Source organism: Nocardia sp. NPDC087230, from assembly GCF_044744725.1.
GTDB lineage: Bacteria > Actinomycetota > Actinomycetes > Mycobacteriales > Mycobacteriaceae > Nocardia > Nocardia canadensis.
In genome coordinates this window covers 36,166-58,518 of the sequence record NZ_JBIUYV010000005.1, presented here as the reverse complement: position 1 = coordinate 58,518, position 22,353 = coordinate 36,166, and the positions used below count along the sequence as shown (strand labels likewise).

Here is a 22,353-nt window from a genome sequence, read left to right as displayed (position 1 = left end):
CTACACTCGGGCGGGTGTCGAGCGCAACGTCACGCCCCTCCAGCGCCGTGAGCGGCAGACAAGCCCGATGGCAACCGCACAACGACAGCCGCCGGGAGCGGATCGTGCTGTCGGCGGTCGAATTGCTCGAGCAGGCGCCCGCCGGGGTCGAGGTGCCGATCGTCCAGATCGCCGAGCACGCCGGCCTCGCGAAATCGGTGGTGTACCGGCAGTTCGCGGGCCGCGACGAACTCGACCGGCGGATCAGGAGCGAGATCGCCGACCGCTTCGTCGCCGACATCGAAGACGCGCTCGACATCGCGGACGGATCCATCAACAGCATTCTCGTGCGCACGGTCGGTGCCGTGGTCACCTGGATCGAGGACCACCCCCGGCTGCACGAGTTCCTGCGGACGGGTCCGTCGGACGACGACTCCGAGATCGACGCGATGAGCGCGCTGATCGGCACCATCGCGGCGTCGACCCGGGCGCTGGTCACCGGCCTCGCCGGTGTCGTCGGCGTGAGCGACGACGGCTCGGCCGACACGATGACCTTCGCCATCGTGTCGATGACCGAGGCCACCGTCACCCGCTGGGCCAACGACCCGCAGCCGGTGCTGACCAGGGACCAGTTGATCGAGGAGGTCGCCTCCTACGCCTGGCACGTGGTCGACGGTGTCGCCCGCCGCCACGGCCTGACCCTTGATCCCGATCAGCAGCTGGTCGACATCATCACCCGACTCGCCACGAGCTGATCCGCCGTCAGGCGACCCGGCGATGTCCGCGCTCGGGCTCGCTGCGGTAGCGCGAGGCCGGGCCGTCGACACCGAGCGTGCGCCACAACCGCCGGGCGATCGGATTCATCAGGCCGAGGTCGTCGGCGAGCTTGCGCATGTCACCGAAGTAGCCCGACAGGATCTTGCGCGAGTGCTCCGACTTCCAGAACGCCTGCTCGATCACCTCGTGGGGAATGCCGAATTCGCGCTCGAACGACCGCGGTGGCGCCATGATCTCTCCGGCCAGCCAGCGCATGGCGATCGGGAACGCCACCGAACACGCGCCCCGGTTGAATTTGCCCATCCGGCTGATGTGCGCAGCCAGGAACTCACCGGCGAAGGAGATGTGCCGCGCTTCCTCCGCGATGTGGATCTCCATGGTGCGCAACACCATCGGCGGCATGGACGCACCCTCGCGGATGACCGCCTTCTGATAGTGATCGATCGGTTCCTCGCCGCCGAGGATGCCGATGAACAGGATCGTGTGGGCATAGCCGCCCGCGACACCGATCAGCGGCGAAAGCGCCTTGAACATCGGGCGCATACCGGGCACGTCCACCCCGATGCGATTCACCAGCTCCTGGAACATCTGGATGTGGTTGCACTCTTCGGTCATCTCGTGCAAGCAGTACCGGAACTCGGGCGAGCCGTTCGGCAGCTTCATGATGTACTGCATCATTCCGCGGATCAGGATGCTCTCGAAGGCCGCGCCCACCTTGATCGTGTTCGCGATTCGCCATTTCCCGATCGCGATCTGCCGATCCAGCGGCTGGTCGCGATACCACTGCGTGGCACCCAGCGGGTCGACGTCGGGCGAGAGAACCCAGCGCACGTCGTCCGGGTCAAGGGCGAGCTCCGGCGAATCCCAGTCGATATCGAGGTAGGGATCGAAATGCCGGTCGACCGACCCCTGCGAGAGGGTCGCCAGCGCATCTCGGTACTCCTCGGTGATGAGTCCGCCACGGCTCGATTCGGTCAGCGTCATCGGTGCCTCCTCGGTTCGCGTCCGGCGTCGGCGCTGTAAGCGTCGTCACACCGGTTGATCCGAGAATAACTGAGACCCACAGTCCCACACAACCCGCCACACCGACTTGTGACCGCCGACCGCGAACCGCTATTCGACGAGAAGCACGACCAGCCGGCGCGCGAGATCGGCATCGCCGGGACCGCCCAGCCAGACCAGGGGGCGGCGGGGGTCGAGGCGGTCGAGGGCGTCGGGCAGGGAGCCGAAGACACGCTCGGCGCGCAGGACACAGACCTGAGGAACCACTTCGGAGACGTCGGGACCGCCGTCGACGTCGAGAGCGAGAGAGCCGGTCGAGGCGTCGCCCGCCACCGCGTCGCGGACGACGGCGTCGCCGGAGTCCGCCGCACCCGAGCCGCGGTGCACGACCTCGTGCCCGGGCGCGCTCGCCCAGTGATCGAGCCAGGCCGGGCCCGGTTCGACCGCGGCCTGGACCGAGCGCACGCTCATGCCGTACAGGACGTCGGCGACCGCGGCCGGGAGGCCGGCGAGGTCGACGGTACGAACGAGGGAGCCGTGGTCGCGCAACCGTTCGGCGAACTCGGCCAGGACCGCGGCACGCTCGGCGGGATCGACATCGTCGCCGTGCCGTGAGGTCCGACGCAGAGGGACTCGGCGCTCGTCGTCGGGTAGGTCCAGCAGCCCGTCACGGACGCGACGCAACATCTCCTCGCGAGAATTCACTCGGGCACTCCCGTTCGTTGGCGACGCCGGTGGACATCGCCGTACACACATCTCTCTTTCCACATACCGTGGGAATCACCTCGTTCGCTACGGTACCGACCGGTCCACAGTAGGCGGTCCGCCACACCGGACCGAATGGCTAGTTCACGGCTACTCGACCGAACCCGAGCATTCGCAGCATCTGGTCGATCTGGAGGTCGAACACCTCGGCCCGATCGGCGAAGGTGTCGCGGCCGTACATGTCGAAGACATCGAAGTTCACGGCGCCGAACAGGGTCGTCCAGGCGGTGAGGCCGCCCACGATCAACCAGTCCGGGGCGGTCATGCCGAATTGCTCCCGGATTGCGGTGAAGTCGGCCGACGTGGCGGTCGACACGACCGGCTCGACGGCGGGAGCGCCGAGCTGTCCGGCGCGGAAGGCGCTGTCGATGATGCCGAGCAGCGTCGCGATCACCCGGATTCCGGGGGTCTCGGTGTCCTCGGCGGGGGCGGCGTAGCCCGGCACCGGCGTGCCGAACAGCAATCCGTACCAGGCGGGCTCGGCCAGCGCCCAGGTCCGCACCGTCCGGGCGACCACCCGGAACCGCGTCGCCGGGTCGTCGGGCGCGTCGGCCAGTGCCGCGTCGACCGCGTCGCCGAGCGCGTTGTAGCCGTCGACGACGAGCATCGTCAGCAATTCGTCGCGGCTGCGCACGTACCGGTACACCGCCGACGACACGACCCCCAGATCACGGGCGACGGCGCGCAGCGACAGCGCGGCCGCACCCTGCGACGCCAGGTGCTCGCGGCCGATCCGCTTGATGTCGGCGAGGGTCTGTGCGCGCGCCAGTGCCCGCGGCCCCGGTCGATCGGTACTCATCCCCCGATCATCGCGCACCCGCGGCCCGGTCCAGTCGCCGCCGCTGGGCTGTGTCGTCGGCCGGCTCGACGACTCCGGCCGCGCGTTCGATCTCCGCGGCGAAGGTCGCGCCGCCGACCTCCCAGGCCATGGCCAGGAATTGCTCACGGAACCGGCTCAGGTCGACACCGATGTCCTCGCCGCCGTAGCCGGTGCCCGCGGCGGCGCGCACCGTGCGCACCACGTCGTCGGCCAGATCGGCGATCCGCTCCCGGATCAGCGTGCGCAGTACACCGCTGAGCGTGATGTCGGTGCCGACGTCGTAGAGCACGAGCGCACCCTTGAGCATCGGACGGTCGGGCACGAACCAGGCGTCGTCGCGACGTTCGAGATAGCCCGCGCCGATGAGCTCGGCGAGGACGTCGGTGCCGCGGTCACCGAGCAGCTCGATCAGCTCGGCGTCGTCGACGATCACCGCCCGCTCCCCCGCCTGCACGGCGCGCGGATCGAACAGCGTGCGCCAATCGCCCGCACCGGGCGACGGCTCGGCGTCGAACACCTCGCGGATGGCGTCCAGGCGCAGCCCGCGGGCCTGCATCGCGACGATGTCGCGTAACCGGTCCAGGTGCGCGTCGGAGTAGACGACCTCCTTGCCCGCGCGGCCGGGTTTCGGCAGCACGCCGAGCGAGTGGTAGTAGCGGATGGTGCGCGCCGCGACGCCGCTGACGTCGGCGAGTTCCGCTCGGGTATATCGGGGCACCCGACCAGCATAGGGCCGCCCGCGCCGGACTTTGACAGCTCTGGCTGTCGACGTTAGCGTTACCGAGGTCACTGTCGACACCGATCGAGGAGCCCTCGTATGTCCGATCGCACCACCGACTTCGACGTCTTGATCGTCGGCTCCGGCTTCGGTGGCAGTGTCACCGCGCTGCGCCTGGTCGAGAAGGGCTACAAGGTCGGCATTCTCGAGGCGGGTCGCCGGTTCGCCGATGACGAACTGCCCAAGACCAGCTGGGACCTGCGCAAATTCCTGTGGGCACCCAAGCTCGGCTGCTTCGGCATCCAGCGCATCCACCCCCTGCGCGACGTCCTGATCCTCGGTGGCGCCGGAGTCGGCGGTGGTTCGCTGAACTACGCCAACACCCTCTACGTGCCGCCGGAGCCGTTCTTCCAGGACGCCCAGTGGCGCGACATCACCGACTGGCGCGCCGAGCTCACCCCGTACTACGAGCGGGCCCAGAAGATGCTCGGTGTGGTGCGCAACCCGCACATGACCCCCGCCGACGAGATCTTCAAGGCCGTCGCCGAGGACATGGGCGTCGGCGACACCTTCGTGCAGACCCCCGTCGGCGTCTTCTTCGGTGAGCCGGGCAAGACCGTGGCCGACCCGTACTTCGGTGGCGCGGGCCCCGAGCGCACCGGGTGCGTGGAATGCGGCGACTGCATGGTCGGCTGCAAGTTCGGGGCCAAGAACACCCTCGTCAAGAACTACCTGTACCTCGCGGAAAAGGCTGGGGCGCAGATCATTCCGATGACGACCGTGACTGCCCTGCGTCCGCTGCCCGACGGCACCTGGGACGTCGCGACCGAGCGCACCGGCGCCTGGGTCCGCAAGGACCCCAAGACCTTCACCGCCGAGCACGTCGTGCTGGCCGCGGGCACGCTCGGCACGCAGAAGCTGCTGCACTCGATGCGCGATCAGGGCGTGCTGCCGAACCTGTCGGACAAGCTCGGCCTGCTGACCCGCACCAACTCCGAGTCCATCGTCGGCGCGGCGACCAAGACGCTCGCCCCCGGTCAGGACTTCACCAAGGGCGTCGCGATCACGTCCTCGATCCACCCGACGCCCGACACCCACGTGGAGCCGGTGCGCTACGGCAAGGGCTCCAACTCGATGGGCCTGCTACAGACCCTGATGGTCGACGGCGGCGGCAAGGTCCCGCGCTGGCTGCGCTTCCTCGGTGTCGCGCTGCTGCATCCGTTGCTGCTGCTGCGCTTCCTGAGCGTGAAGAACTGGAGCGAGCGCACCATCATCTCGCTGGTCATGCAGCACCTGGACAACTCGATCACCACCTACACCAAGCGCGGGCTGTTCGGCGGACGCAAGCTGACCTCCAAGCAGGGCCACGGCGAACCGAATCCGACCTGGATCCCGGCGGGCAACGATGTCACCCGTCGCGTCGCGGAGAAGATCGGCGGCGTCGCGGGCGGCACCTGGGGTGAGGTCTTCAACGTCCCGCTCACCGCGCACTTCCTCGGCGGTGCCGCGATCGGCGCCGACCGCGACCACGGCGTGATCGACGCCTATCACCGCGTCTTCGGCTACCCCACCCTCAGCGTCGTCGACGGCGCCGCCGTCTCAGCCAACCTGGGCGTGAACCCGTCACTGACCATCACCGCCCAGGCCGAGCGCGCGGCTGCCTACTGGCCGAACAAGGGCGAGGTCGACACCCGCCCCGACCAGAGCGCCGGCTACACCCGCATCGACCCGGTCGCCCCGCACCAGCCCGCCGTCCCGGCAGGCGCCCCCGCCGCCCTGGTCCTGCCGATCATCGAGATCCGCAGCAAGGAGCAGACCGCGGGCTGACCCCCGTCCCGAAAATCGGCCCCGGACAACGGTTCACCCGTTGCCCGGGGCTGTTTGTTTCTGGTCACGGCAGCTCGGCCCGGGACTGCGACCCGGGCGGGTGACGCCAGCGCAGACGAGTCTCCTGCCGACATGTAGTTGTGCGATCGAACTAATTGGTTGTACCGTCGAACTATGTCGAACGAACCTGCCGCGAACCCGGACGTCGATCGTCTGCAAAGCGGCGTTGTCGCCTTCGTGCGAGCGTTCGGGTTGCACCAACCCGACACGACGCCGTGCGGGCAGACGATCCCGATATCCCAAGCGCATGCACTGACCGAACTCGCCGCACGGCAACCGATCAACCAGTCCGAACTCGGCATGATCCTGCGACTGACCAAAAGCACGGTCAGCCGGATGGTCGGGCTGATGGAAGGGCGCGGCTGGATCGAGCGAGTCCGCGGCGGCGCGGCCGATGGACGCATGGTCCTACTGCGGCTCACCGACAGCGGTGAGCGGGTGGCCGCGGACATCTCGGCCGCCCGGCGCACGCGAATGGAGACCTTCCTCGGCCGCATCCCGACAGCGCAGCGAGACGCTGTGCTGCAAGCACTTTCGACCCTGACAGAGGCAGCAGATGAACATTGACAACATGTCCGGCCGTACCCGTGCCGTGGTATCGGCCTTCCTCGCGCTCATCGTCGCCGCCGGCGGACTGTGGTGGGCGTCGACACGGGAAGTCTCCCCGTCAGGCCTGGTGGAACGGCGGGCCGAGGTCGCCGACCGAGGCGCCGCCGTCATGCCGTTCGATCTGACCGAGACCACTCACTCCTTCGTGCCCACCCCCGACGGCGGACAGCAAACCGTCACCGCCAACGACCTCGCCGGGACGGAGCAGACCCGGCTGATCCGCGAACACCTCACCGCAGAGGCAGCGAAGTTCGCCGCGGGCGATTTCACCGATCCCGCAAGAATTCACGGCGACCAGATGCCCGGACTGGCCGAACTTCGGGCAGGCGCGGGTCGCATCACCGTTCGCTACGAGGAACTGACCGCCGGTGCGGCCCTGCACTACTCCTCGGCCGACCCCACACTGGTCGACGCACTGCACCGATGGTTCGAAGCCCAATCCAGCGATCACGGTACCGATCACCACGGCACCGATGTCGGTCTCCGTTGAGCCGGCCTGTTCGTTTCCCTCCGGCCGACCAGCAAGCGGGCGGACGCTCAACCAGAGGTTCGACATCGGCGGCACCCGCGTACCGCGCCGGAAACCGACACCGCCTCAGCGTTCGCTCTGTGTGGTTCCCGACGCCGGGATGGATGGTGTGACCAGTGCCGAGTACTTGTGCTCGGCGATGATGTCGCTGAGCCGGAACACCGCACGCGGATCCGGCAGCAGGTGGCGTTTCGCGAACACGGCGAATCGGGCCAGGCGGCGTACCGCGTAACTGAACGCGGCGGGCGGGCGCGGGATTCGGAGGGTGTCGAGGACGTGTTCTTCGGAGAACGCCAACACCAGCCAGCGTCCGAACCAGCGCAGTGGCCGCGGAAACCAGCGGGTCGCGAACTGGTCGACGAGTGCTTCCGCCAGTCGTCGACCGGCCGGCGAATACGCGAACTCTGCACCGTATTCGTAGGATTCGAGGAACTGTTCCATGTCCCGCCAGGTACCCGGGATATCGGTCACACCGAGGTGTTCGGACACGCCGCGCCAGTGGATCAGCTGGGCGCGGCGCTCGTTCTCGCTCAGTCCGGGAGCTCCGACGACCTGTCGCAGCAGGCGGTCGTAGATGAGGGTGAAGACGGCGGCGCTGTGCTGGAAGGTATGCATGGGCATCGGCCAGTTGCGGGCAACGCCGGAGTGCCAGTTCCGTACGTAGCCGAGGCTTTCGACGCTGGTGGGGCTGGATACGCCGTCGTCGACCCAGGAGAAGAGGTTGGAACATGGTTTCGTCGGCGCGCCGGATTCCGTGGCCGTAGAGCATCCCGGTGCCGTTGCGGTCCACCGATTCCGCCGAGACCGGCGGACCGGCGAAACGGACGAATCCGACGGTATAGAACAGGTGCACCGCGAGCAGGCTCTTCGGGAGGAGCTGGCAGCTGGTCAATCTCACGATCCGTGCGCTGTCCACCTCCGGATCGAGTCGTTCGATCTCGGTGCGAATCCAGTGGAAGCCACGCTTGTCGTTTGCCATCGGGGTACTCCTGTCAATCGTTCACTACGGCGGGGGTTTCGGACTTCGGCTCCGCGTCCGTGGCCGGACTCGTGCGCAGCAAGGCGATGGTCAGCACGGCGCCGATCGCGGCCAGCGCGGCGGCGCCCGCGAAGGCGACGTTCAGGCCCGTCCGGTAGGCGTCGACTGCCGGGGACTGCCGAGCCACCACATCGGCGAGCAGCAGAACAGCCGTGACTCCGACCCCCGATCCGACACGCTGTGCGGTGTTGACGATGCCCGCCGCGATCCCGGCGTCGCTTGGGGAAACGGAGGTGACCGCGGGGACGGTGACGCCGACGAACGCGGCGGGCAGGCCGACGCCGAGCAGTACCGCACCGGGCAGCACGTCGATCAGGTAGTTGCCATGCTCGGGCAGACGAGCGAACCAGGCCATGGCCAGCGCCTGTAGCCCGAGGCCCGCAGCCAGCACCCGCCAGGCACCCAGCCGATCCAGCGCGTACGGGATCAGCGTCCGGGAGACCACCACGTTCACCACGGCCACCGGTAGCACCGCGAGGCCGGAGACGGTCGGACTGTAGTGCTGAGTGTTCTGCAGGTACAGCGCCAGCAGGGCGAAGGTGGGCACGTGCGCCGCACCGACCAGCGCGTTGACTACGGCCGACCCGCTCACCTGGCGAACGGCGAACAGCCGCAACGGCATCAGCGGATGCGCGCTCCGCGCCTCGAGGAGTACGAAGCCCGCGAGCAGCGCGAGCCCGGTCACCAGCAGACCCGACGCCGCGGTGCGCGTCGACTCGTCGCCGAGGGCGCCGATGGCATATCCGGCGATCAACAGCCCCACCGTGCCGGTGATCGCACCCGGCACGTCGAGCCGACGCAGCGCCCGGACGGATGGCGCCGGATCCGGCGGGAGCACTCGGACGTAGGCCAGCGCCAGCACACCCACGGGCAGGTTGATCAGGAAGATCGACGGCCAGCCGAACAGATCGGTGAGTGGTCCGCCGACCGCGGTGCCGATGGCCGCGCCCGCCGCCCCCATCGCACTCCACACGCCGAAGGCGCGGTTGCGTGCCGCGGGTTCGGTGAACGTCAGGGTGAGCAGTGCCAGTTGCGCGGGGATGACCACGGCCGCGCCGAGGCCCTGCAATGCCCGGGCCGCGATGAGGACCGCCGGGGTCGGCGCGAATCCGGCCAGCGCGGACGCCACCGTGAAGACGGCGAGCCCGCCCGCGAACACCCGGCGTGGTCCGAGCAGATCGGCGGCGCGCCCGCCGAGCAGCATGAATCCGCCGAAGGCGAGGAGGTAGGCGTTGGTCACCCAGCCCAATCCCGCTTCGTCGAGCCCGAGGTCCGCGCCGATGCTGGGCAGCGCCACATTCAGCACGGTCGTGTCCAGGAAGACCACCAGCTCGACCATCGTGATCAACAGCAGGACCAGCCGGTCCTTCGGCGCGAGTACAACCTTGCTCGGCATGAGCACAACCCTTTCGCTAGAGCGTAACTCTAGTCAGATTTCACTAGAGTCATGCTCTAGTCAAGTAGTATGCGAGGCATGACAGGCAAGAACACCGGTGTGCGAGCAGCCAGGACAACGGCCAACCGAGAAAAGATGCTGGCAGCGGCACGGGAACTGTTCACCACCCGCGGCTACACACCGACCACGATGAAGGCCATCGCCGATCAGGCCGGCATGGCGGTGCAGACGCTGTACTTCACCTTCGCCACCAAGCGCGCGATCCTGTCCGAACTACTCGACGTCGAGATCGCCGGCGACACCGAACCGGTCGCCACCATGGACCGTCCCTGGTTCACCGAGGCCCTCGCAGCGGCGCCCGCCGAGCAGATCCGGCTTCAAGTCGCCGCAGCGGCAACGATTTTCGCTCGAGTCAGCCCGTTGCTCGAGGTGATTCGGTCGGCCGCGGCGACCGACCCGGAACTCGCCGAGATCTGGGAAACCAACGTCGCCCAACGTCACCTGGTCCAACTTCGTCTGGCCGAGGCCCTCGCCGGCAAGACGACGCTGCGTGGTGGCATCACCGCTGCCCGCGCCGCCGACATCGCTCTTGCCACACTGGCCCCCGAGACCTACCGCCTACTCGTCCACCAACGCGGCTGGACGGATGCCGAGTGGGCGTCGTGGGCCACCGACGCGCTCACACGGCAACTGCTCCCCTCAGCACGACTCCGCGGCGACTCCGTCGAAGCGCTCGCGCCCGAGGAGACCCGGTGAGTGTGCTGGTCCTGGGCGGATACGGAGCCGTCGGAGGCCATCTGGTACGGCTACTGCGCGCACGAGGTGTACCGGTGCTCGCGGCCGGACGCGATGCGGCACGCGCGGACCGCGTGCTCGACGTCGCCCTGGTGGACAGTGTCGTCTCCGCTCTCGACGGAGTCTCGATCGTGGTGAATTGCGCAGGCGTCGAGGACATTGGGCTCGCGGAGGCGTGCGCCTGCCGCGGGATCGCCTTCCTCGAGATTTCCGCGACCTCCGGCTACGTGCAGGAATTGGAGCGCGTCGAGGGGCCTGTCGTCCTGGGGGTCGGATTGGCGCCCGGCCTGACGACCCTGCTCGCCGTCGACGTGCTCTCACGCGACCCCGGCCCCGTCGACATCATGGTCGGTCTCGGTTCCGGGGAACACCACGGCGCCGCCGCCACCGCCTGGACCTACCGGCTGATGGGACAACACTTCCCCGACCCCGACGGCACCAGCGTCCGCAACTTCACCGAACCCGCGCAATTCACCATTCCCGAATACACGGGATACCGGCCGTTTCCCGCGCTGCGCGCCGACTTCGTCGACCAGCACCGACTCACCCGCGAATTCGCAGTACCAGTCCGCAGCTACCTGAGACTGGACTCCCGCCTCGCCACCGCCGGGCTGGCAGCACTCACCTGGGCACCCGCACTACGGGCGGTGGTTCCTCATCGAATGCCCGGCGGCGACAGATGGGTTGTGCTCGTGCGAGCATTCGATGGGTCCTCACGCTGGGCCAGCGGCCGTGGACAATCGCTGGCCACTGCCGTGGTCGCCGCCACTGCAGTCCGGGAGATGGCGCACCACCGCATAACCGCGCCGACATGGATTCACGAACTTCTCGAGATCGAGGTGCTTCGGCATGATCTGTCAGCGATCGGTGTCAGGTTCTGACAATCGCTTCGCCTTGTCCTCCCCGCGGCGCGGATCAGCTCGCCCGCCGACTCGGAGACTGTCCTCGCCGGTAGCTTCGTCCTCCCGATCTCAGAGGGCGTTGATCCGGGCCAGCGCCTCGAACGCCAGGTCCGCGGCCTGCCACAGGGCGGTGATCTCGGTTCGGACGGTGGGAGCGAGGGCGGGGTCCTGGAGGGCTAGGCCGTTGGTGAAGATGACGACGTTGGCGCCGAGATCAGCGGCGATGAGCAGCTGTTCGGTCGCTACTCCCGCGCCGAAGAGCTGGTCGAGTCCTTCGCCGACGAAGTAGAACCGCCACAGCGGGCCGAGGTCGGCCCCGTAGACGGCCTTGGTGCGCTCGACGATCAGATCGCCGGCGGCGGCGATACCGGCGACGATCTCGAAATAGTCCGGCGCGTTCTCCGGCCGGCTGCCCACGGCCGCAACCGAATACGTCAGGTCCACGGTCAGGTGGGCGTTGTAGCCCGCCATCGCGGTGCGGGCGCGCGAAGCGCCGCAGTCCTGCGCGAGCGCGAAGTAGTGGGCCCACTGCGGCTCGGCGACGCCGCCGGTGAACTCGGCGTACAGGTTGTCGAGGAAGCGTCGCAGCAGTTCGGTACTGATCGCGTGCGCGTACTCGCGGTCGACGAACGCGCCGGGGTCGCGCTGCAACGGCATGACGGCGGCGTATTCGACGCCGTCGAGCCCGATTGCGAACAAGCCGCGCAGATCTCGGTGGTCGACGAGGATCTCGGTGATCCGATGATGCCGGGCGACGGCGTCCTCGAGGCGGGCGAGACCGTCGGCGCCGGTGATCGTCGAGGTGTCGGAAAGCCGCACGATCTCGGCGATGTCGGCGGCGGACAGTATCGACCCGCAGGCGGTGTCACGCACCGCCGCGCTCGCCGGTGCCGCGACTAGCGCGGGCAAGGTCATGATCACGGCCGCGGCGAAGGCGGCGATCCCGCTCGAAACACGCACCCGCAGATTTCATCATTCGCACGGCCGAACCGCAGCGCGCGACACGGCGACCGGCGCGTCCACTGCCACGCACCTCGCGTGCAATAGCCTGGGCGGATGCCGGAAACCATTGCGATTTCAGGGGCCAGTGGACAGATCGGCGGGCGGGTCGCCCGGCTGCTCGCGGACTCGAGCGCACCGTTGCGGTTGCTCGGCCGGCGCCTCGACCGCCTGCCGGCCATCGCGGGCGCGAGCCGGGCGGTCCTCGATTTCGCCGATCCGGCGACGGTGGCACCCGCGCTGGAAGGTGTGCAGACCTTCTTCTTCGTCTCGGCCACGGAGAGCGCCGACCGCGCCGCGCAGCAGGCCACAGTGGTGCACGCCGCTCGGAGCGCGGGTGTCCGGCGCATCGTGTATCTGTCGTTCGTCGGCGCGGCACCGGACTGCACCTTCACCTTCGGCCGCGACCACTGGTACACCGAGCAGGCCATCCGCCAGTCCGGTCTGGACTTCACGTTCCTGCGCGACAACCAGTATCAGGACATCATCCCGCACTTCGCCGATGCCGACGGCGTCATCGCGGGCCCGGCCGGTGACGGCAAGGTGGCCGCGGTGACCCGCGCCGACGTCGCCGACTGCGCCGCCGCCGTACTGGCCTCGACCACCTACACCGGCGAGACCTTCGATCTCACCGGCCCGCGCGCCTTCACGTTGCCGACCGCCGCGGCCGACATGACCGAAATCCTCGGCCGCCCCTACCGTTTCGTCGATCAGACCGTCGAGGAGGCCTACGCCACGCGCGCCGGCTACCACGCGCCGCAGTGGGAGGTCGACGGCTGGGTGAGCACCTACACCGCCATCGCCCAGGGCGATCTCGCCCAGGTCTCCGACGCGGTGCCCGCCCTCACCGGACACCAGGCCACCGACTTCCGGGACTACCTGGCGTCCTTGCCGCACGACGCCTGATCGCCAGGCCCCGTCCTCACGACGCGTGGACCGGCTCGGCGCCCGCGTCCTCGGTCCTCGCGGGCGACGACGGCCACCAGACCCGGTCGCCCAGCAACGCGAACAGCGCCGGGACAACCAGGGTCCGCACCACGAAGGTGTCGAGCAGGATGCCGATACCGACGACGATGCCCAGCTGGGTCAGCGTGATCAACGGCAGAACGCCCAGCACACAGAACACCGCGGCGAGAACGACACCCGCGCTGGTGATCACCGCCCCCGTCGAGGCGACGGCACGCACCATTCCCTGTGTGGTGCCGTACGTTCCGGCCTCCTCGCGGGCCCTGGTCACCAGGAAGATCGTGTAGTCCACGCCCAGGGCCACCAGGAACAGGAAGCCGAACAGCGGCACATTGGTGTCCAGGGCCGGGAACCCGAACACCGTGCCGCTGATCCAGCTGCCCGCGCCGAGCGCCGCCAGCGCGCTGAGCACGGTCACTCCGACGAGCAGCACCGCCGCCGGAACGGCCCGCAACAGCGCCAGCAGCACCAGCAGCACGACGGCCAGGATCAGCGGGATGACCAGCGCCTGATCCCGGCGGGCGGCATCGCGGATGTCGAGCGCCTCGGCATCGGATCCGCCGACGAGCGCCTCGGCGCCCGGGACCGCGCCGACGGCCGAGCGGACCGCTTCGATGGTGGTGAATGCCTCCGCCGAGCCGGGTGCCGCGTCCAGCACGACCGACCAGCGGGTGGTGCCGACCTCGGAGACACCGGACACCGTGGCCCGCGAAACACCCCGCACGCCTTCGAGTGCAGGGCGCACGGCGGCATCGGCGCTCGTCCGGGCGATCACCACGGCGGGGTCCGAGGAGCCGGACGGGAAGTGCTCGGCCATGGTCTCGAGCCCGTCGACCGATTCGGCGTCGACCCGGAACTGTTCGGTGCGCGAGAGTCCGATGTCGGTGGTGGCCAGCCCGGTGGCGAGCACCACCAGGACCGCCGACGCGACACCGGCCACCATCGCGGGCCGTCGCACCACGCGCGTGGCCACGGCCGACCAGACGCCGTGCGCGGCGGTATCGCGACCGTCCGCGGGTGGCACGAACGGCCAGAACACCCTTCGTCCGCACAGCGCCAGTGCGGGCGGCAGGGCCGCGAGGACGAAGATCAGGGCGACGACGAGGCCCGCCGCGGCGAACGCGCCCAGGCTGCGGGTGTTGGGCAGCAGGGCCAGCAACAGCGTCAGCAGCGCCAGCACCACCGTGACGTTGCTGGCGACGATGGCGGGTGCGGCATGCCGCACCGCCGCGCGCAGGGCCATCCGATGATCGTCGTGCCGGTGCAGTTCGTCGCGGTAGCGCGACACCAGCAGCAGGGCGTAGTTGGTTCCGGCGCCGAAGACCAGCACGCTGGTGATCCCGGAGGTCGACCCGTCGAAGGTCAGCCCGGTGACCTGGGCCAGCGCGGTGCCCACGCTCGTGGCGACGCGGTCGGCCAGGCCGACGACGGTCAACGGGACCAGCCACAGCACCGGCGAGCGATAGGTGACGATCAGCAGCACCATCACCACGAGCGCGGTGACCAGCAACAGCAGGGTGTTCGCGCCGGAGAACGAGTCGGCGATATCCGCGCCGAAGGCGGGACCGCCGGTCACCTGCACGCGCAACGAATCCGGCAGTTCGGCGGTGAGCCCGACGCGCAACTCGGCGATCCGATCGGTGAGCGCGAAACCGTTCAGCTCCGCCGACACCGGGATCTGCGCGAGGACGGCGCGGCCGTCGGGCGCGGGAACGACCCGCGGTCCCTCGGGCGCGGGCACCCCGGCCCGGGTGAGCGCGGCGTCCACCGCCGCGAGGTCCGGCGGGGTCAGCACGCCGTCGTCGACGCGCGTAGCCACCATGATCGCGGTGGCGGTCCCCGCGTCGGGAAACTGCTCGACGGCCTCGGCCGCCCGTGCCGATTCCGCCGACCCGGGCAGCGACACCGGCGCCTGACCCGCACTGTCGTTGCCGCCGGCCAGCGCCATCACGGCGACCGCGACAGCGAGCACTACCAGCAGCACCGCCCACGATCGCCGTCCGGTGACCAGTCGGGCGAACCGGTCCCAGCCATTTCCGTCGCTGTCTCCCATCACGAGGGAGACTATTTCAGAAACTTAACTAATAGGCAACGTCGCAGGATCCGGACGCTAAGCTCGCAGCCGGACAGTGAGAGGAGACAGTGCGTGGGCGAGGACATCGCGGAGCCCGATCCGGCCGTCGACCGGACGGAGCTGCAAACCGAGATCGCCCGGGATCTGCGCGCGCTGACCGCGATCTCGGAACAGATCGGCCACGTCTTCGCACGGTCGAACAATCTGCGCCCGAACGACTTCCGCGCCCTGATGCACGTGGCGACCGCCGACGCCGAGGGCGCGCCGGTCACCGCAGGCCAGCTGAGCAAACTCATGGGCGTGTCCGCGCCCGCGGTGACCTATCTGGTCGAGCGGATGATCGAATCCGGCCATCTCGCGCGAGTACCCGATGCCACCGATCGGCGGCGCGTCCATCTCGGCTATACCGAGGACGGCATGGCCGTGGCGGCCGGATTCTTCGGCCCGCTCAGCGCGCGCGTCCGGGCGGCGCTGGCGGATCTGCCCGACAGCGATCTGGCGGCGGCCCACCGGGTGCTGGTCGGAGTGACGGCGGCGCTGCGCGAGTTCTACACCGAACTCCCGGAGCCCGGACAGTCCGCGGACCAGCACGGCACCGGCTGAGCGGCGATCAGGTCTCGTCGACCGCCGCCGGTTCGGTCGCGGCCGAGGGCACCAGTGAGTAGGCCAGGCAGACGATCGCGAAGAACGCGTACCCGAGGGCCACTTGCGGCGCGGCCGCCCACTCGACCGCGTGGGCGTGGATGAGACCGATCCAGCTCAGTACCGCGCCGATGAGCGCGGCCAGTCCCGCGGCGCGGAAACGCTTGTCGAGAACGAAGGTGACGATCGCGCCGAGCACGAGACCGGCCAGCACCGCCCCGGAGCCGAACGTCTTCAGCCCGTCGTACACCACACCGGCCTGGCCCAGCGCCGCCGACCCGACCTTGTCGGCCGAGGTGCCCGCCGCCGACAACGCGTTGTCGATCTGGGTTACCGCCCACTCCGCGAGATTGGGCAGCAGGGCGGCGACGACGGCCACCGCGTGCAGTCGTGGCACCGCCTGGAAGGCTTGGGCGCCGATCAGCAGGCCGATGTAGAGCAGGATCGGCACGATCGCCGGAATCGGCAGCAGCGTCGCCAGCACTCCGAACAGGCCGAGCAGGCACATGACGCCGATGGTCAGGCCGCTGGCCAGCGAGTATCCGGTGCGCCCGCCGGCGTCCTTCCAGCCCGGGTGGCCGATGTAGACCGCGGGCGGGAACGGGGAGCCGAAGCCTGCCCCGATGATCGCGCCGAAGCCGTCGGCCAGCAGGACGCTGCGCAGGTTGTAGTTGTCCCCGGCCGCCGCGGCGCTCTCGACATTGCTCATCGCCTCGGTGAAGTTGTAGATGCCGAGCGGAATGGCGGTGGCCAGCAGCGGCGCGAGGTTGCTCAATCCGTCGAACAGCAGATCCAGGCGCAGATCCGGCAGGCCCAGCGCGATATCGCTCGCCGCCTGCGCCACATCGGGTGCGGACATGTAGCCGCCGATCCAGCCGATCGCCGTGCCCACCAGCAGCGCCACCAGCCCGACCGGGATATTGCCCGGCAGCTTCACATCGGTGAAGAAGCCGATCAGGATGATGGCCAGCACGGGCAGACCGATCCAAGCCACCTCCCACATCTGTGCGGCGGGCCGCATCGCGATGAAGGTGATCGAGATGCCGGCGAGGGTGCCCAGCATCGCGGCGCGCGGGGTGACCCGGCGGATGGCGGGCCCGACGAAGGCGCCGATCATCACGATCACCCCGATCATGAACGCCCAGGCCAGCCCGGCCGCCCACGCCCGCAACGGATCTCCGGTCGTCAGGTAGATCGGCAGCATCACCACGAACACGACGATGAACATGTGCGGCACACTCGGTCCGTACGGCAGTGCGGTGACGTCGCCGCGATTCTCCCGCCGGGCCAGCCGCCGCGCGAGGACCATGTAGTAGAGATTGCCGAGCACCAGCGCGACCCCGAGCGCGGGCAGCACGGTGCCCAGGACATCACCGCTGGGGATCCGCACCACGGCGATGGTGAGCGTGGTGAGGGTCAAGACGTTGACCAGGATATTGAACGCCAGACCGAAGAAGGCATTGGTGTCACCGCGTGTCCACCACGGAAGCACCAGGGGCGCAGGAGGTTCGGGGGCTTTGCTGGTGGTGGTCGTGTCGACGGACATGGGCTGTTCCTGTTCGCTAGGCCGTGACTGGTGAAGCGGTGGTGGCCGTCAGCGCGGTGACGACAGCGGTCGAGTCGGCGACCCACCCGAAGATCCCGCCCTGGGCGGCGATCATCGCCAGCCCGACGCGCTGGAACTCGGGGAAGTAGGAGCCGACGCAGTCGGCGACGACCAGGCACTCGTAGCCGCGATCGTTGGCCTCGCGGACGGTCGTGTGCACGCATACCTCGGTGGTGACGCCGGTGACGAGCAGCGAGGTGATCGCGAGCCGGTGCAGTACCTCGCCGAGCTCGGTCGCGTAGAACGCGCCTTTGCCCGGTTTGTCGATCACCACCTCGCCCTCGATGGGCGCGAGTTCGTCGATGATGTCGTGTCCGTACTCGCCGCGGATCAGGATCCGGCCGAACGCGCCCGGGTCGCCGATCCGCTGGGACGGGGCGCCGCGCCGCAATTTCGCGGGCGGGCAGTCCGAGAGATCGGGCAGGTGCCCCTCCCTGGTGTGGATCACCGGTATGCCGGTGGCGCGCGCGGCGGCGAGCAGCCCGGCCAGCGGGTCGATGACCGTCCGCAGCAGCGCGACATCGTTGCCGAGACTCTCGCCGAAGCCGCCGGGGAGCAGGAAGTCGCGCTGCATGTCGATCACGAGCAGCGCGGTCGTGGCCGGGTCGAAGGGGAACGGTGCCGGGGTGGCGGGGATCTCGGTCATCGGTGGTCCTCGAGGACGGTGGCGGGTGACGGAGTGACAGCGCGGGGTTCGTCGAGCAGGCGGGCGGCGGCCGCGAGGACGACATCGTCGGCCAGGGCGGGCCCGAACACCATGAGCGAGACCGGCCTGCCGTCGCGGGTGGTGCCCGCGGGCACGGCGACCGCGGTGAGGTCGAGCAGGTTGCCGAAGTGGGTGTAGTGCCCGAGGACGGTGTTGGTCGCGATCGGGTCGGCCAGGACCTGCTCGACGGTGAAGGTGGTGCCGATCGTCGGGACGATCACCACGTCGAAGTCCGCCCACAGCCGGCCGACCCCGGCCCGCAGCTCCTGCAACCGCTGCTGCGCGCGGAACACCTCGACCGCGGTGAATCGCTGCCCGCCGGTGAGGATCTCGCGGATCACCGGCAGCATCGAGTCGGGCCGCTCGGCGAGGAAGGTCTCGAACTCGACGAGTCGCTCGGCGACCCACGGGCCCTGGTAGAGCAGGGCGCCGGCGTCCAGGAACGGCGTCAACGTGGTCTGCACGCAGTCGAAGCCGGAGCGCGGCAGGCGATCCCGGGCCGCCAGGTGGGCGACGCGCATCGCCTCGTCGCCGAAGAACTCGAGCTCGGTCGCGGCGGGCAGGCCGACCCGGATCGGTGCGCCGCGATAGCGCGGCCCGCGCGCCCGCGTCCACGGATCGTCGTGGTCGATCCCGGCGATGATGTCGAAGACCAGGTCGAGGTCCTCGACCGTGGTGGCCATCAAGGTCAGGCAGTCCAGCGATCGACAGGCGGGCACCAGCCCGACGGTGCTGATCAACCCGCGCGACGGCTTCCAGCCGACGATCCCGTTGAGCGCGGCGGGCACTCGGCCCGAGCCCGCGGTGTCGGTGGCGACGCAGAACGGCACCTGCCCGAGCGCGACCGCCAGCGCCGACCCGGAGCTCGAGCCACCGGAGATGAGATCGCCACCGAACACGCTGCGCGGCACCGGATACGGCGTCCTGGTGCCGTTGAGCCCGGTCGCGAATTGATCGAGGTTGGTCTTGCCGACGAACAACGCGCCCGCGTCGAGCAGCCGCTGAACCGCGGGCGCGGTGCGGGTCGCGGTGTAGCCGTAGTCCGGGCAGGCCAGCGTGGTCGGGTAGCCGGCGACATCGATGCTGTCCTTCACCCCGAACGGGACGCCGTACAACGGCAGCGCCCGCGCCCCCGGCCTACGCTCGATCTCCGCCGCGGCGGCGAGCAACGCGGCGCGCGGCACCGGGGTGATCCAGGTGCCGTCGTCGCCGCGCGCCGCGACGGCGTCGGCGACCCGCGCGGCCGTTCTGGTCGGCGAACCGTTGCCGTCCTGGTGCTGGGCGAGGATTTCCGTGACCGTGGGGCCTGCCGAACCGATCATGTTGTCGATTGTCGACAAAATGTGTGACGACCGAAGGCGCCGTCTGTATCGGATGTGTTAGCAGATACCGAGTTTCAGGTATGTTTGCTCGCCGTGCTGTCTCAGCGCGGCCTCCGCGGTCGCCGGGTCGTTCGAGGCCACCGCGGCCAGCAACTCCTGGTGGCGGCGCACACCCTCGCGGCGCGCGGCCACCTCGGTCTCCTGTCGCAGATTGCGGGCCATCGCCAATTGCAGCTTCACCAGGATCTGGCCGTACACCTGGTCGAGCTGCCGATTACCCGCCAGCGCCACGATCTCCGCGTGGAAACGGCGGTGCGCGTCGTCTCGGGCGACCCAGTCGCCGCGCCGGTCGGCCTCGGTCAGCTCGTCGAGAGCCGCGCGCACTCCCCCGAGCCCACGGTCCAGGTCGGCGTGGGGCAGCGCGGTGGTCAAGGCATGGCGCTCCAACGCCCGGCGTACTTCGAACAATTCGACGATGTCGGACGCCGACCACACCACCACCCGGTAGCCCCGTCGCGGCAGGTGCTCGATCAAGCCCTGTTCGGCGAGGCGACGCAGCGCCTCGCGGACCGGCGCCCGGCTGATCCCCAACCGCGCGCACAGCGCCTCCTCCCCCACCCGCGCGCCCGGGGCCAGTGCGCCGCTGAGCACCTCGGCCCGCACGTGCCGCGCCGTCATCTCCACCAGACTCGCCGGTAGCACAGTCGAATCGGATGCCGCTGCCGTCATAGGTCGAGTCTACGAACACCGCGGCCGCGCGGCCTCCGCCGCTAGACCAGGCGCAGACTGGTGACCAGCTTCTCGGCCTCCTCGGCGCTCAATTCCCCGCTCGTGTTGCGGTCGACGAGGAGGGTCAGCACGAGCAGGGTGCCTGCGGCATTGCGGAAGGCGAAGGTGTAGACCGAGTAGGCATCGGCCGTGCAGCCGGACAGCTGGGGCTTCCACGGTCCCGTGCTCTCCACGAACTGTCCGGCGACGCCGCTCCGGGTGGTCAACGACCTCGGCGTGGTGAGCTTGCCGCCACTGGGATCCGAATACCCGCCCTCGGCAGCGATTTTCGCGACCGTCTTCGCCGCGGCGGCCGGATCGGACTCCGTGCTCGTGGTGACCGCGGCCATCGCCCGATAGGCGGAGCCGGGGCAGTACTTCTCGCCCTCGGTCGACTGGCCGCGGCCGTCGATGGAACCGCTCGCGGTGGTGAAGCTCATCGTGTCGTAGGAGGGGGCGACCGACCAGGTCGACGGCACGTCGTAGGCGACCCGATAGGTGGGAATGAGCACGCCCTTCGCACCGGGGGTCACCGGGGCCGTGGTGGTGCCCGACAGCGACCCGGTCGGCACCGCCGCGGAGGTGACCGATGTCGGGGACGCGGTGGTGTCGTCGGACGAGCGCGTTCCGAGCACGACGGCCACGATGCCCACGACGACGACCAGCACCGCCACGACCACCACGGCGATGATCACGCCCGCACCGCCACCACCACGGCGCGGCGGACCCGGAGAGGGCTGTGGCACATAACCGTACGGCTGCTGACCGTACGGTGGCTGCCCGTAGCCCTGCGGCGGCGCACCGTACTGGGGTGGCGGATATTGACCCTGGTGCGGCTGGGGGTATCCGTAGGGCTGCTGGGGCGCGGGCTGCGCGTACGGTTCCGGACCGGTCTGCGGCTGCTGCCCCGCCAGGCCCGGCGCCTCCCACCAGCGATCGCTGTCGTCCGCCACGTCGAGTCCTCTCCTGCCACCTGCCGCGACCATCCGGCGGTCAGGCTCTCCCCGTCAGCGTAACGGCGAACGGCCGGGCTCGGGTGGTCCGGCCGGTGGGTCAGGCCGGATGGATCGCGTGCGCGCCGATCCGTTCCGCGGCAGCGACAGTCGCCGCGCCGAGCTCGTTCAGCGCGGCGGCCGACAGGCGGGTGTCGGGGCAACTGACCACCGCCGCCACCACCGCGCCGCTCGCGTCGCGCACGGGCGCGGCGAGGGTCACGACCGCGTTCTCCTGACCCAGTTCATCGGGCAGGTAGTCGATGGTGATCAGCTCGGTGATGACCGAGCCGAGTTGGGCGCGCAGCGCGGCGGTGATCGGCGTATCGCGCAGTCCGGCGAGTACCTCGAGCATGGGCGTGGAGTCGTCGACGAGCCGTTCGACGGAGTAGCCGCGCTCCCGGATCTCGGCGAGTACGCGGGTCAGGCGATCGCGGTGGGCCGGGTCGGCGGCTGCCAGCCACGCGGCCCGGACAGATTCGGGCGCCCAGGCGACGAACTCCCGGCAGACCGGCGGCGCGATCGGGAGCCTGCGTCCCGCGCGGATCCAGTCCGCGGACGGGTCGCCGACCACCTCGGTGACCACGATGCTGTCGCCGTCGCGTTCGGCGAGGAACACCGGATCGCCGGTGCGTTCGCACAGTGCGCGCAGGTGGGGCGCCGCGGTGCGGCGCAGCGGAAACGCCGCTTCGGCGCGCCGTGCGACGGTGAGCAGGCGCAGGCCGATGCCGTAGCACCCGTCGTCGTCGCGGACGGTCCAGCCGTCGGCGGTGAGCTGGGTGAGCACCGCGTGCGCGGTCGCCCTGGACAGCCCGGCCTCCCGCACGATGCGCGCCAGCGACAGCCGGTCCCGCGGATGCCGCGACAGCAGCTCGAGCACCTTCACGACCCGCTGGGTCGGCGGCGACGCCACCTCGGCCGCGCTCATCGCAGGCACCGGGTCAGGGGTCACCTCTTGACCGGCGCGATCGGCCCGGCTTATCGTCGGTGTCACAATATCGAACAATAGCGTCGAATATTCGACAACGCAACTCGGCGGATCGGATCCGCCGGCGGCGCA

Annotated in this window: 22 protein-coding genes; 8 read left to right on the top strand and 14 right to left on the bottom strand. The window is 69.6% G+C overall.

The window, feature by feature from the left end:
• Positions 1–14 precede the first annotated feature (14 nt).
• Positions 15–734 carry a TetR/AcrR family transcriptional regulator gene (locus ACIO52_RS18485; protein ID WP_342799923.1) on the top strand — a complete coding sequence of 240 codons (720 nt, stop codon included), beginning with the start codon at positions 15–17 and terminating at the stop codon, positions 732–734.
• A 7-nt stretch (positions 735–741) separates the two neighbouring features.
• Here the strand turns inward: ACIO52_RS18485 and ACIO52_RS18480 are convergent, their stop codons facing one another.
• The 4 genes from ACIO52_RS18480 to ACIO52_RS18465 form a co-directional block, all read right to left on the bottom strand.
• The gene (locus ACIO52_RS18480) at positions 742–1,740 is read right to left on the bottom strand and encodes a diiron oxygenase (protein WP_218720093.1); all 999 of its coding nucleotides are present in this window, start codon (positions 1,738–1,740) and stop codon (positions 742–744) included.
• 129 nt (positions 1,741–1,869) lie between these two features.
• Positions 1,870–2,463, bottom strand: coding sequence for a hypothetical protein (locus ACIO52_RS18475; protein WP_316574755.1), 594 nt, complete (start codon positions 2,461–2,463; stop codon positions 1,870–1,872).
• A 139-nt stretch (positions 2,464–2,602) separates the two neighbouring features.
• Positions 2,603–3,322 (bottom strand): TetR/AcrR family transcriptional regulator, encoded by a 720-nt coding sequence (locus tag ACIO52_RS18470; RefSeq protein WP_218720091.1) that lies wholly within the window; start codon positions 3,320–3,322, stop codon positions 2,603–2,605.
• 7 nt (positions 3,323–3,329) lie between these two features.
• Positions 3,330–4,061, bottom strand: coding sequence for a MerR family transcriptional regulator (locus ACIO52_RS18465; protein WP_218720090.1), 732 nt, complete (start codon positions 4,059–4,061; stop codon positions 3,330–3,332).
• A 99-nt stretch (positions 4,062–4,160) separates the two neighbouring features.
• On the opposite strand from ACIO52_RS18465, the gene ACIO52_RS18460 reads away from it, so the two are divergent.
• The 3 genes from ACIO52_RS18460 (at position 4,161) to ACIO52_RS18450 (ending at position 7,047) form a co-directional block, all read left to right on the top strand.
• Positions 4,161–5,888 (top strand): GMC family oxidoreductase, encoded by a 1,728-nt coding sequence (locus ACIO52_RS18460; RefSeq protein ID WP_316574754.1) that lies wholly within the window; start codon positions 4,161–4,163, stop codon positions 5,886–5,888.
• Positions 5,889–6,062: 174 nt separating this feature from the next.
• Complete coding sequence (locus ACIO52_RS18455; RefSeq protein ID WP_316574753.1) at positions 6,063–6,515, top strand: MarR family transcriptional regulator; 453 nt, start codon at positions 6,063–6,065, stop codon at positions 6,513–6,515.
• On the top strand, positions 6,505–7,047 hold the full coding sequence (locus tag ACIO52_RS18450) for a hypothetical protein (RefSeq protein ID WP_402645227.1): 543 nt from the start codon (positions 6,505–6,507) through the stop codon (positions 7,045–7,047). Before ACIO52_RS18455 ends, ACIO52_RS18450 begins: the two co-directional genes overlap by 11 nt.
• 105 nt (positions 7,048–7,152) lie before the next feature.
• Here ACIO52_RS18450 and ACIO52_RS18445 read toward each other — a convergent pair whose 3' ends face one another.
• Positions 7,153–7,707 (bottom strand): hypothetical protein, encoded by a 555-nt coding sequence (locus ACIO52_RS18445; RefSeq protein WP_402645224.1) that lies wholly within the window; start codon positions 7,705–7,707, stop codon positions 7,153–7,155.
• A 371-nt stretch (positions 7,708–8,078) separates the two neighbouring features.
• Positions 8,079–9,521 (bottom strand): MFS transporter, encoded by a 1,443-nt coding sequence (locus ACIO52_RS18440; RefSeq protein ID WP_402645221.1) that lies wholly within the window; start codon positions 9,519–9,521, stop codon positions 8,079–8,081.
• Between the two features lie 78 nt (positions 9,522–9,599).
• Here ACIO52_RS18440 and ACIO52_RS18435 point away from each other — a divergent pair, with 78 nt between their 5' ends.
• Both ACIO52_RS18435 and ACIO52_RS18430 read left to right on the top strand, forming a co-directional pair.
• Complete coding sequence (locus ACIO52_RS18435) at positions 9,600–10,277, top strand: TetR/AcrR family transcriptional regulator (RefSeq protein WP_402645219.1); 678 nt, start codon at positions 9,600–9,602, stop codon at positions 10,275–10,277.
• Positions 10,274–11,197 carry an NAD-dependent epimerase/dehydratase family protein gene (locus ACIO52_RS18430; protein WP_402645216.1) on the top strand — a complete coding sequence of 308 codons (924 nt, stop codon included), beginning with the start codon at positions 10,274–10,276 and terminating at the stop codon, positions 11,195–11,197. The genes ACIO52_RS18435 and ACIO52_RS18430 overlap by 4 nt, the downstream gene beginning before the upstream one ends.
• A gap of 90 nt (positions 11,198–11,287) precedes the next feature.
• On the opposite strand, the gene ACIO52_RS18425 is transcribed toward ACIO52_RS18430, so the two are convergent.
• Positions 11,288–12,178 carry a DUF5995 family protein gene (locus ACIO52_RS18425; protein WP_402645213.1) on the bottom strand — a complete coding sequence of 297 codons (891 nt, stop codon included), beginning with the start codon at positions 12,176–12,178 and terminating at the stop codon, positions 11,288–11,290.
• Positions 12,179–12,274: 96 nt separating this feature from the next.
• On the opposite strand from ACIO52_RS18425, the gene ACIO52_RS18420 reads away from it, so the two are divergent.
• A complete protein-coding gene (locus ACIO52_RS18420) occupies positions 12,275–13,123 on the top strand; it encodes an NAD(P)H-binding protein (protein WP_218720081.1) in 849 nt (282 codons plus the stop codon).
• A 16-nt stretch (positions 13,124–13,139) separates the two neighbouring features.
• Here ACIO52_RS18420 and ACIO52_RS18415 read toward each other — a convergent pair whose 3' ends face one another.
• On the bottom strand, positions 13,140–15,236 hold the full coding sequence (locus ACIO52_RS18415) for an MMPL family transporter (RefSeq protein ID WP_402645210.1): 2,097 nt from the start codon (positions 15,234–15,236) through the stop codon (positions 13,140–13,142).
• 93 nt (positions 15,237–15,329) lie between these two features.
• On the opposite strand from ACIO52_RS18415, the gene ACIO52_RS18410 reads away from it, so the two are divergent.
• The gene (locus ACIO52_RS18410; protein WP_308248587.1) at positions 15,330–15,860 is read left to right on the top strand and encodes a MarR family winged helix-turn-helix transcriptional regulator; all 531 of its coding nucleotides are present in this window, start codon (positions 15,330–15,332) and stop codon (positions 15,858–15,860) included.
• Positions 15,861–15,867: 7 nt separating this feature from the next.
• Here ACIO52_RS18410 and ACIO52_RS18405 read toward each other — a convergent pair whose 3' ends face one another.
• The 6 genes from ACIO52_RS18405 to ACIO52_RS18380 all read right to left on the bottom strand — a co-directional run bounded on the left by ACIO52_RS18405 (position 15,868) and on the right by ACIO52_RS18380 (position 22,221).
• Positions 15,868–17,445, bottom strand: a complete 1,578-nt coding sequence (locus ACIO52_RS18405; protein WP_316574746.1) for a regulator — start codon at positions 17,443–17,445, stop codon at positions 15,868–15,870.
• Between the two features lie 16 nt (positions 17,446–17,461).
• On the bottom strand, positions 17,462–18,151 hold the full coding sequence (locus ACIO52_RS18400) for a cysteine hydrolase family protein (RefSeq protein ID WP_402645206.1): 690 nt from the start codon (positions 18,149–18,151) through the stop codon (positions 17,462–17,464).
• Positions 18,148–19,533, bottom strand: a complete 1,386-nt coding sequence (locus ACIO52_RS18395; protein WP_316574745.1) for an allophanate hydrolase — start codon at positions 19,531–19,533, stop codon at positions 18,148–18,150. The genes ACIO52_RS18400 and ACIO52_RS18395 overlap by 4 nt, the downstream gene beginning before the upstream one ends.
• A gap of 57 nt (positions 19,534–19,590) precedes the next feature.
• Positions 19,591–20,262 (bottom strand): GntR family transcriptional regulator, encoded by a 672-nt coding sequence (locus ACIO52_RS18390; protein ID WP_218720076.1) that lies wholly within the window; start codon positions 20,260–20,262, stop codon positions 19,591–19,593.
• Positions 20,263–20,303: 41 nt separating this feature from the next.
• Complete coding sequence (locus ACIO52_RS18385) at positions 20,304–21,254, bottom strand: hypothetical protein (RefSeq protein WP_316574744.1); 951 nt, start codon at positions 21,252–21,254, stop codon at positions 20,304–20,306.
• A gap of 100 nt (positions 21,255–21,354) precedes the next feature.
• Complete coding sequence (locus ACIO52_RS18380) at positions 21,355–22,221, bottom strand: IclR family transcriptional regulator (protein WP_218720074.1); 867 nt, start codon at positions 22,219–22,221, stop codon at positions 21,355–21,357.
• Positions 22,222–22,353: the final 132 nt, after the last annotated feature.

Coding starts and splice junctions, on each gene's coding strand:
- ACIO52_RS18415 (WP_402645210.1), bottom strand. CDS start 15,236: ATGGGAGACAGCGACGGAAATGGCTGGGACCGGTTCGCCCGACTGGTC.
- ACIO52_RS18400 (WP_402645206.1), bottom strand. CDS start 18,151: ATGACCGAGATCCCCGCCACCCCGGCACCGTTCCCCTTCGACCCGGCC.
- ACIO52_RS18380 (WP_218720074.1), bottom strand. CDS start 22,221: ATGAGCGCGGCCGAGGTGGCGTCGCCGCCGACCCAGCGGGTCGTGAAG.
- ACIO52_RS18390 (WP_218720076.1), bottom strand. CDS start 20,262: ATGACGGCAGCGGCATCCGATTCGACTGTGCTACCGGCGAGTCTGGTG.
- ACIO52_RS18480 (WP_218720093.1), bottom strand. CDS start 1,740: ATGACGCTGACCGAATCGAGCCGTGGCGGACTCATCACCGAGGAGTAC.
- ACIO52_RS18450 (WP_402645227.1), top strand. CDS start 6,505: ATGAACATTGACAACATGTCCGGCCGTACCCGTGCCGTGGTATCGGCC.
- ACIO52_RS18455 (WP_316574753.1), top strand. CDS start 6,063: ATGTCGAACGAACCTGCCGCGAACCCGGACGTCGATCGTCTGCAAAGC.
- ACIO52_RS18460 (WP_316574754.1), top strand. CDS start 4,161: ATGTCCGATCGCACCACCGACTTCGACGTCTTGATCGTCGGCTCCGGC.
- ACIO52_RS18445 (WP_402645224.1), bottom strand. CDS start 7,707: ATGCCCATGCATACCTTCCAGCACAGCGCCGCCGTCTTCACCCTCATC.
- ACIO52_RS18440 (WP_402645221.1), bottom strand. CDS start 9,521: ATGCCGAGCAAGGTTGTACTCGCGCCGAAGGACCGGCTGGTCCTGCTG.
- ACIO52_RS18405 (WP_316574746.1), bottom strand. CDS start 17,445: ATGTCCGTCGACACGACCACCACCAGCAAAGCCCCCGAACCTCCTGCG.
- ACIO52_RS18470 (WP_218720091.1), bottom strand. CDS start 3,322: ATGAGTACCGATCGACCGGGGCCGCGGGCACTGGCGCGCGCACAGACC.
- ACIO52_RS18395 (WP_316574745.1), bottom strand. CDS start 19,533: ATGATCGGTTCGGCAGGCCCCACGGTCACGGAAATCCTCGCCCAGCAC.
- ACIO52_RS18435 (WP_402645219.1), top strand. CDS start 9,600: ATGACAGGCAAGAACACCGGTGTGCGAGCAGCCAGGACAACGGCCAAC.
- ACIO52_RS18420 (WP_218720081.1), top strand. CDS start 12,275: ATGCCGGAAACCATTGCGATTTCAGGGGCCAGTGGACAGATCGGCGGG.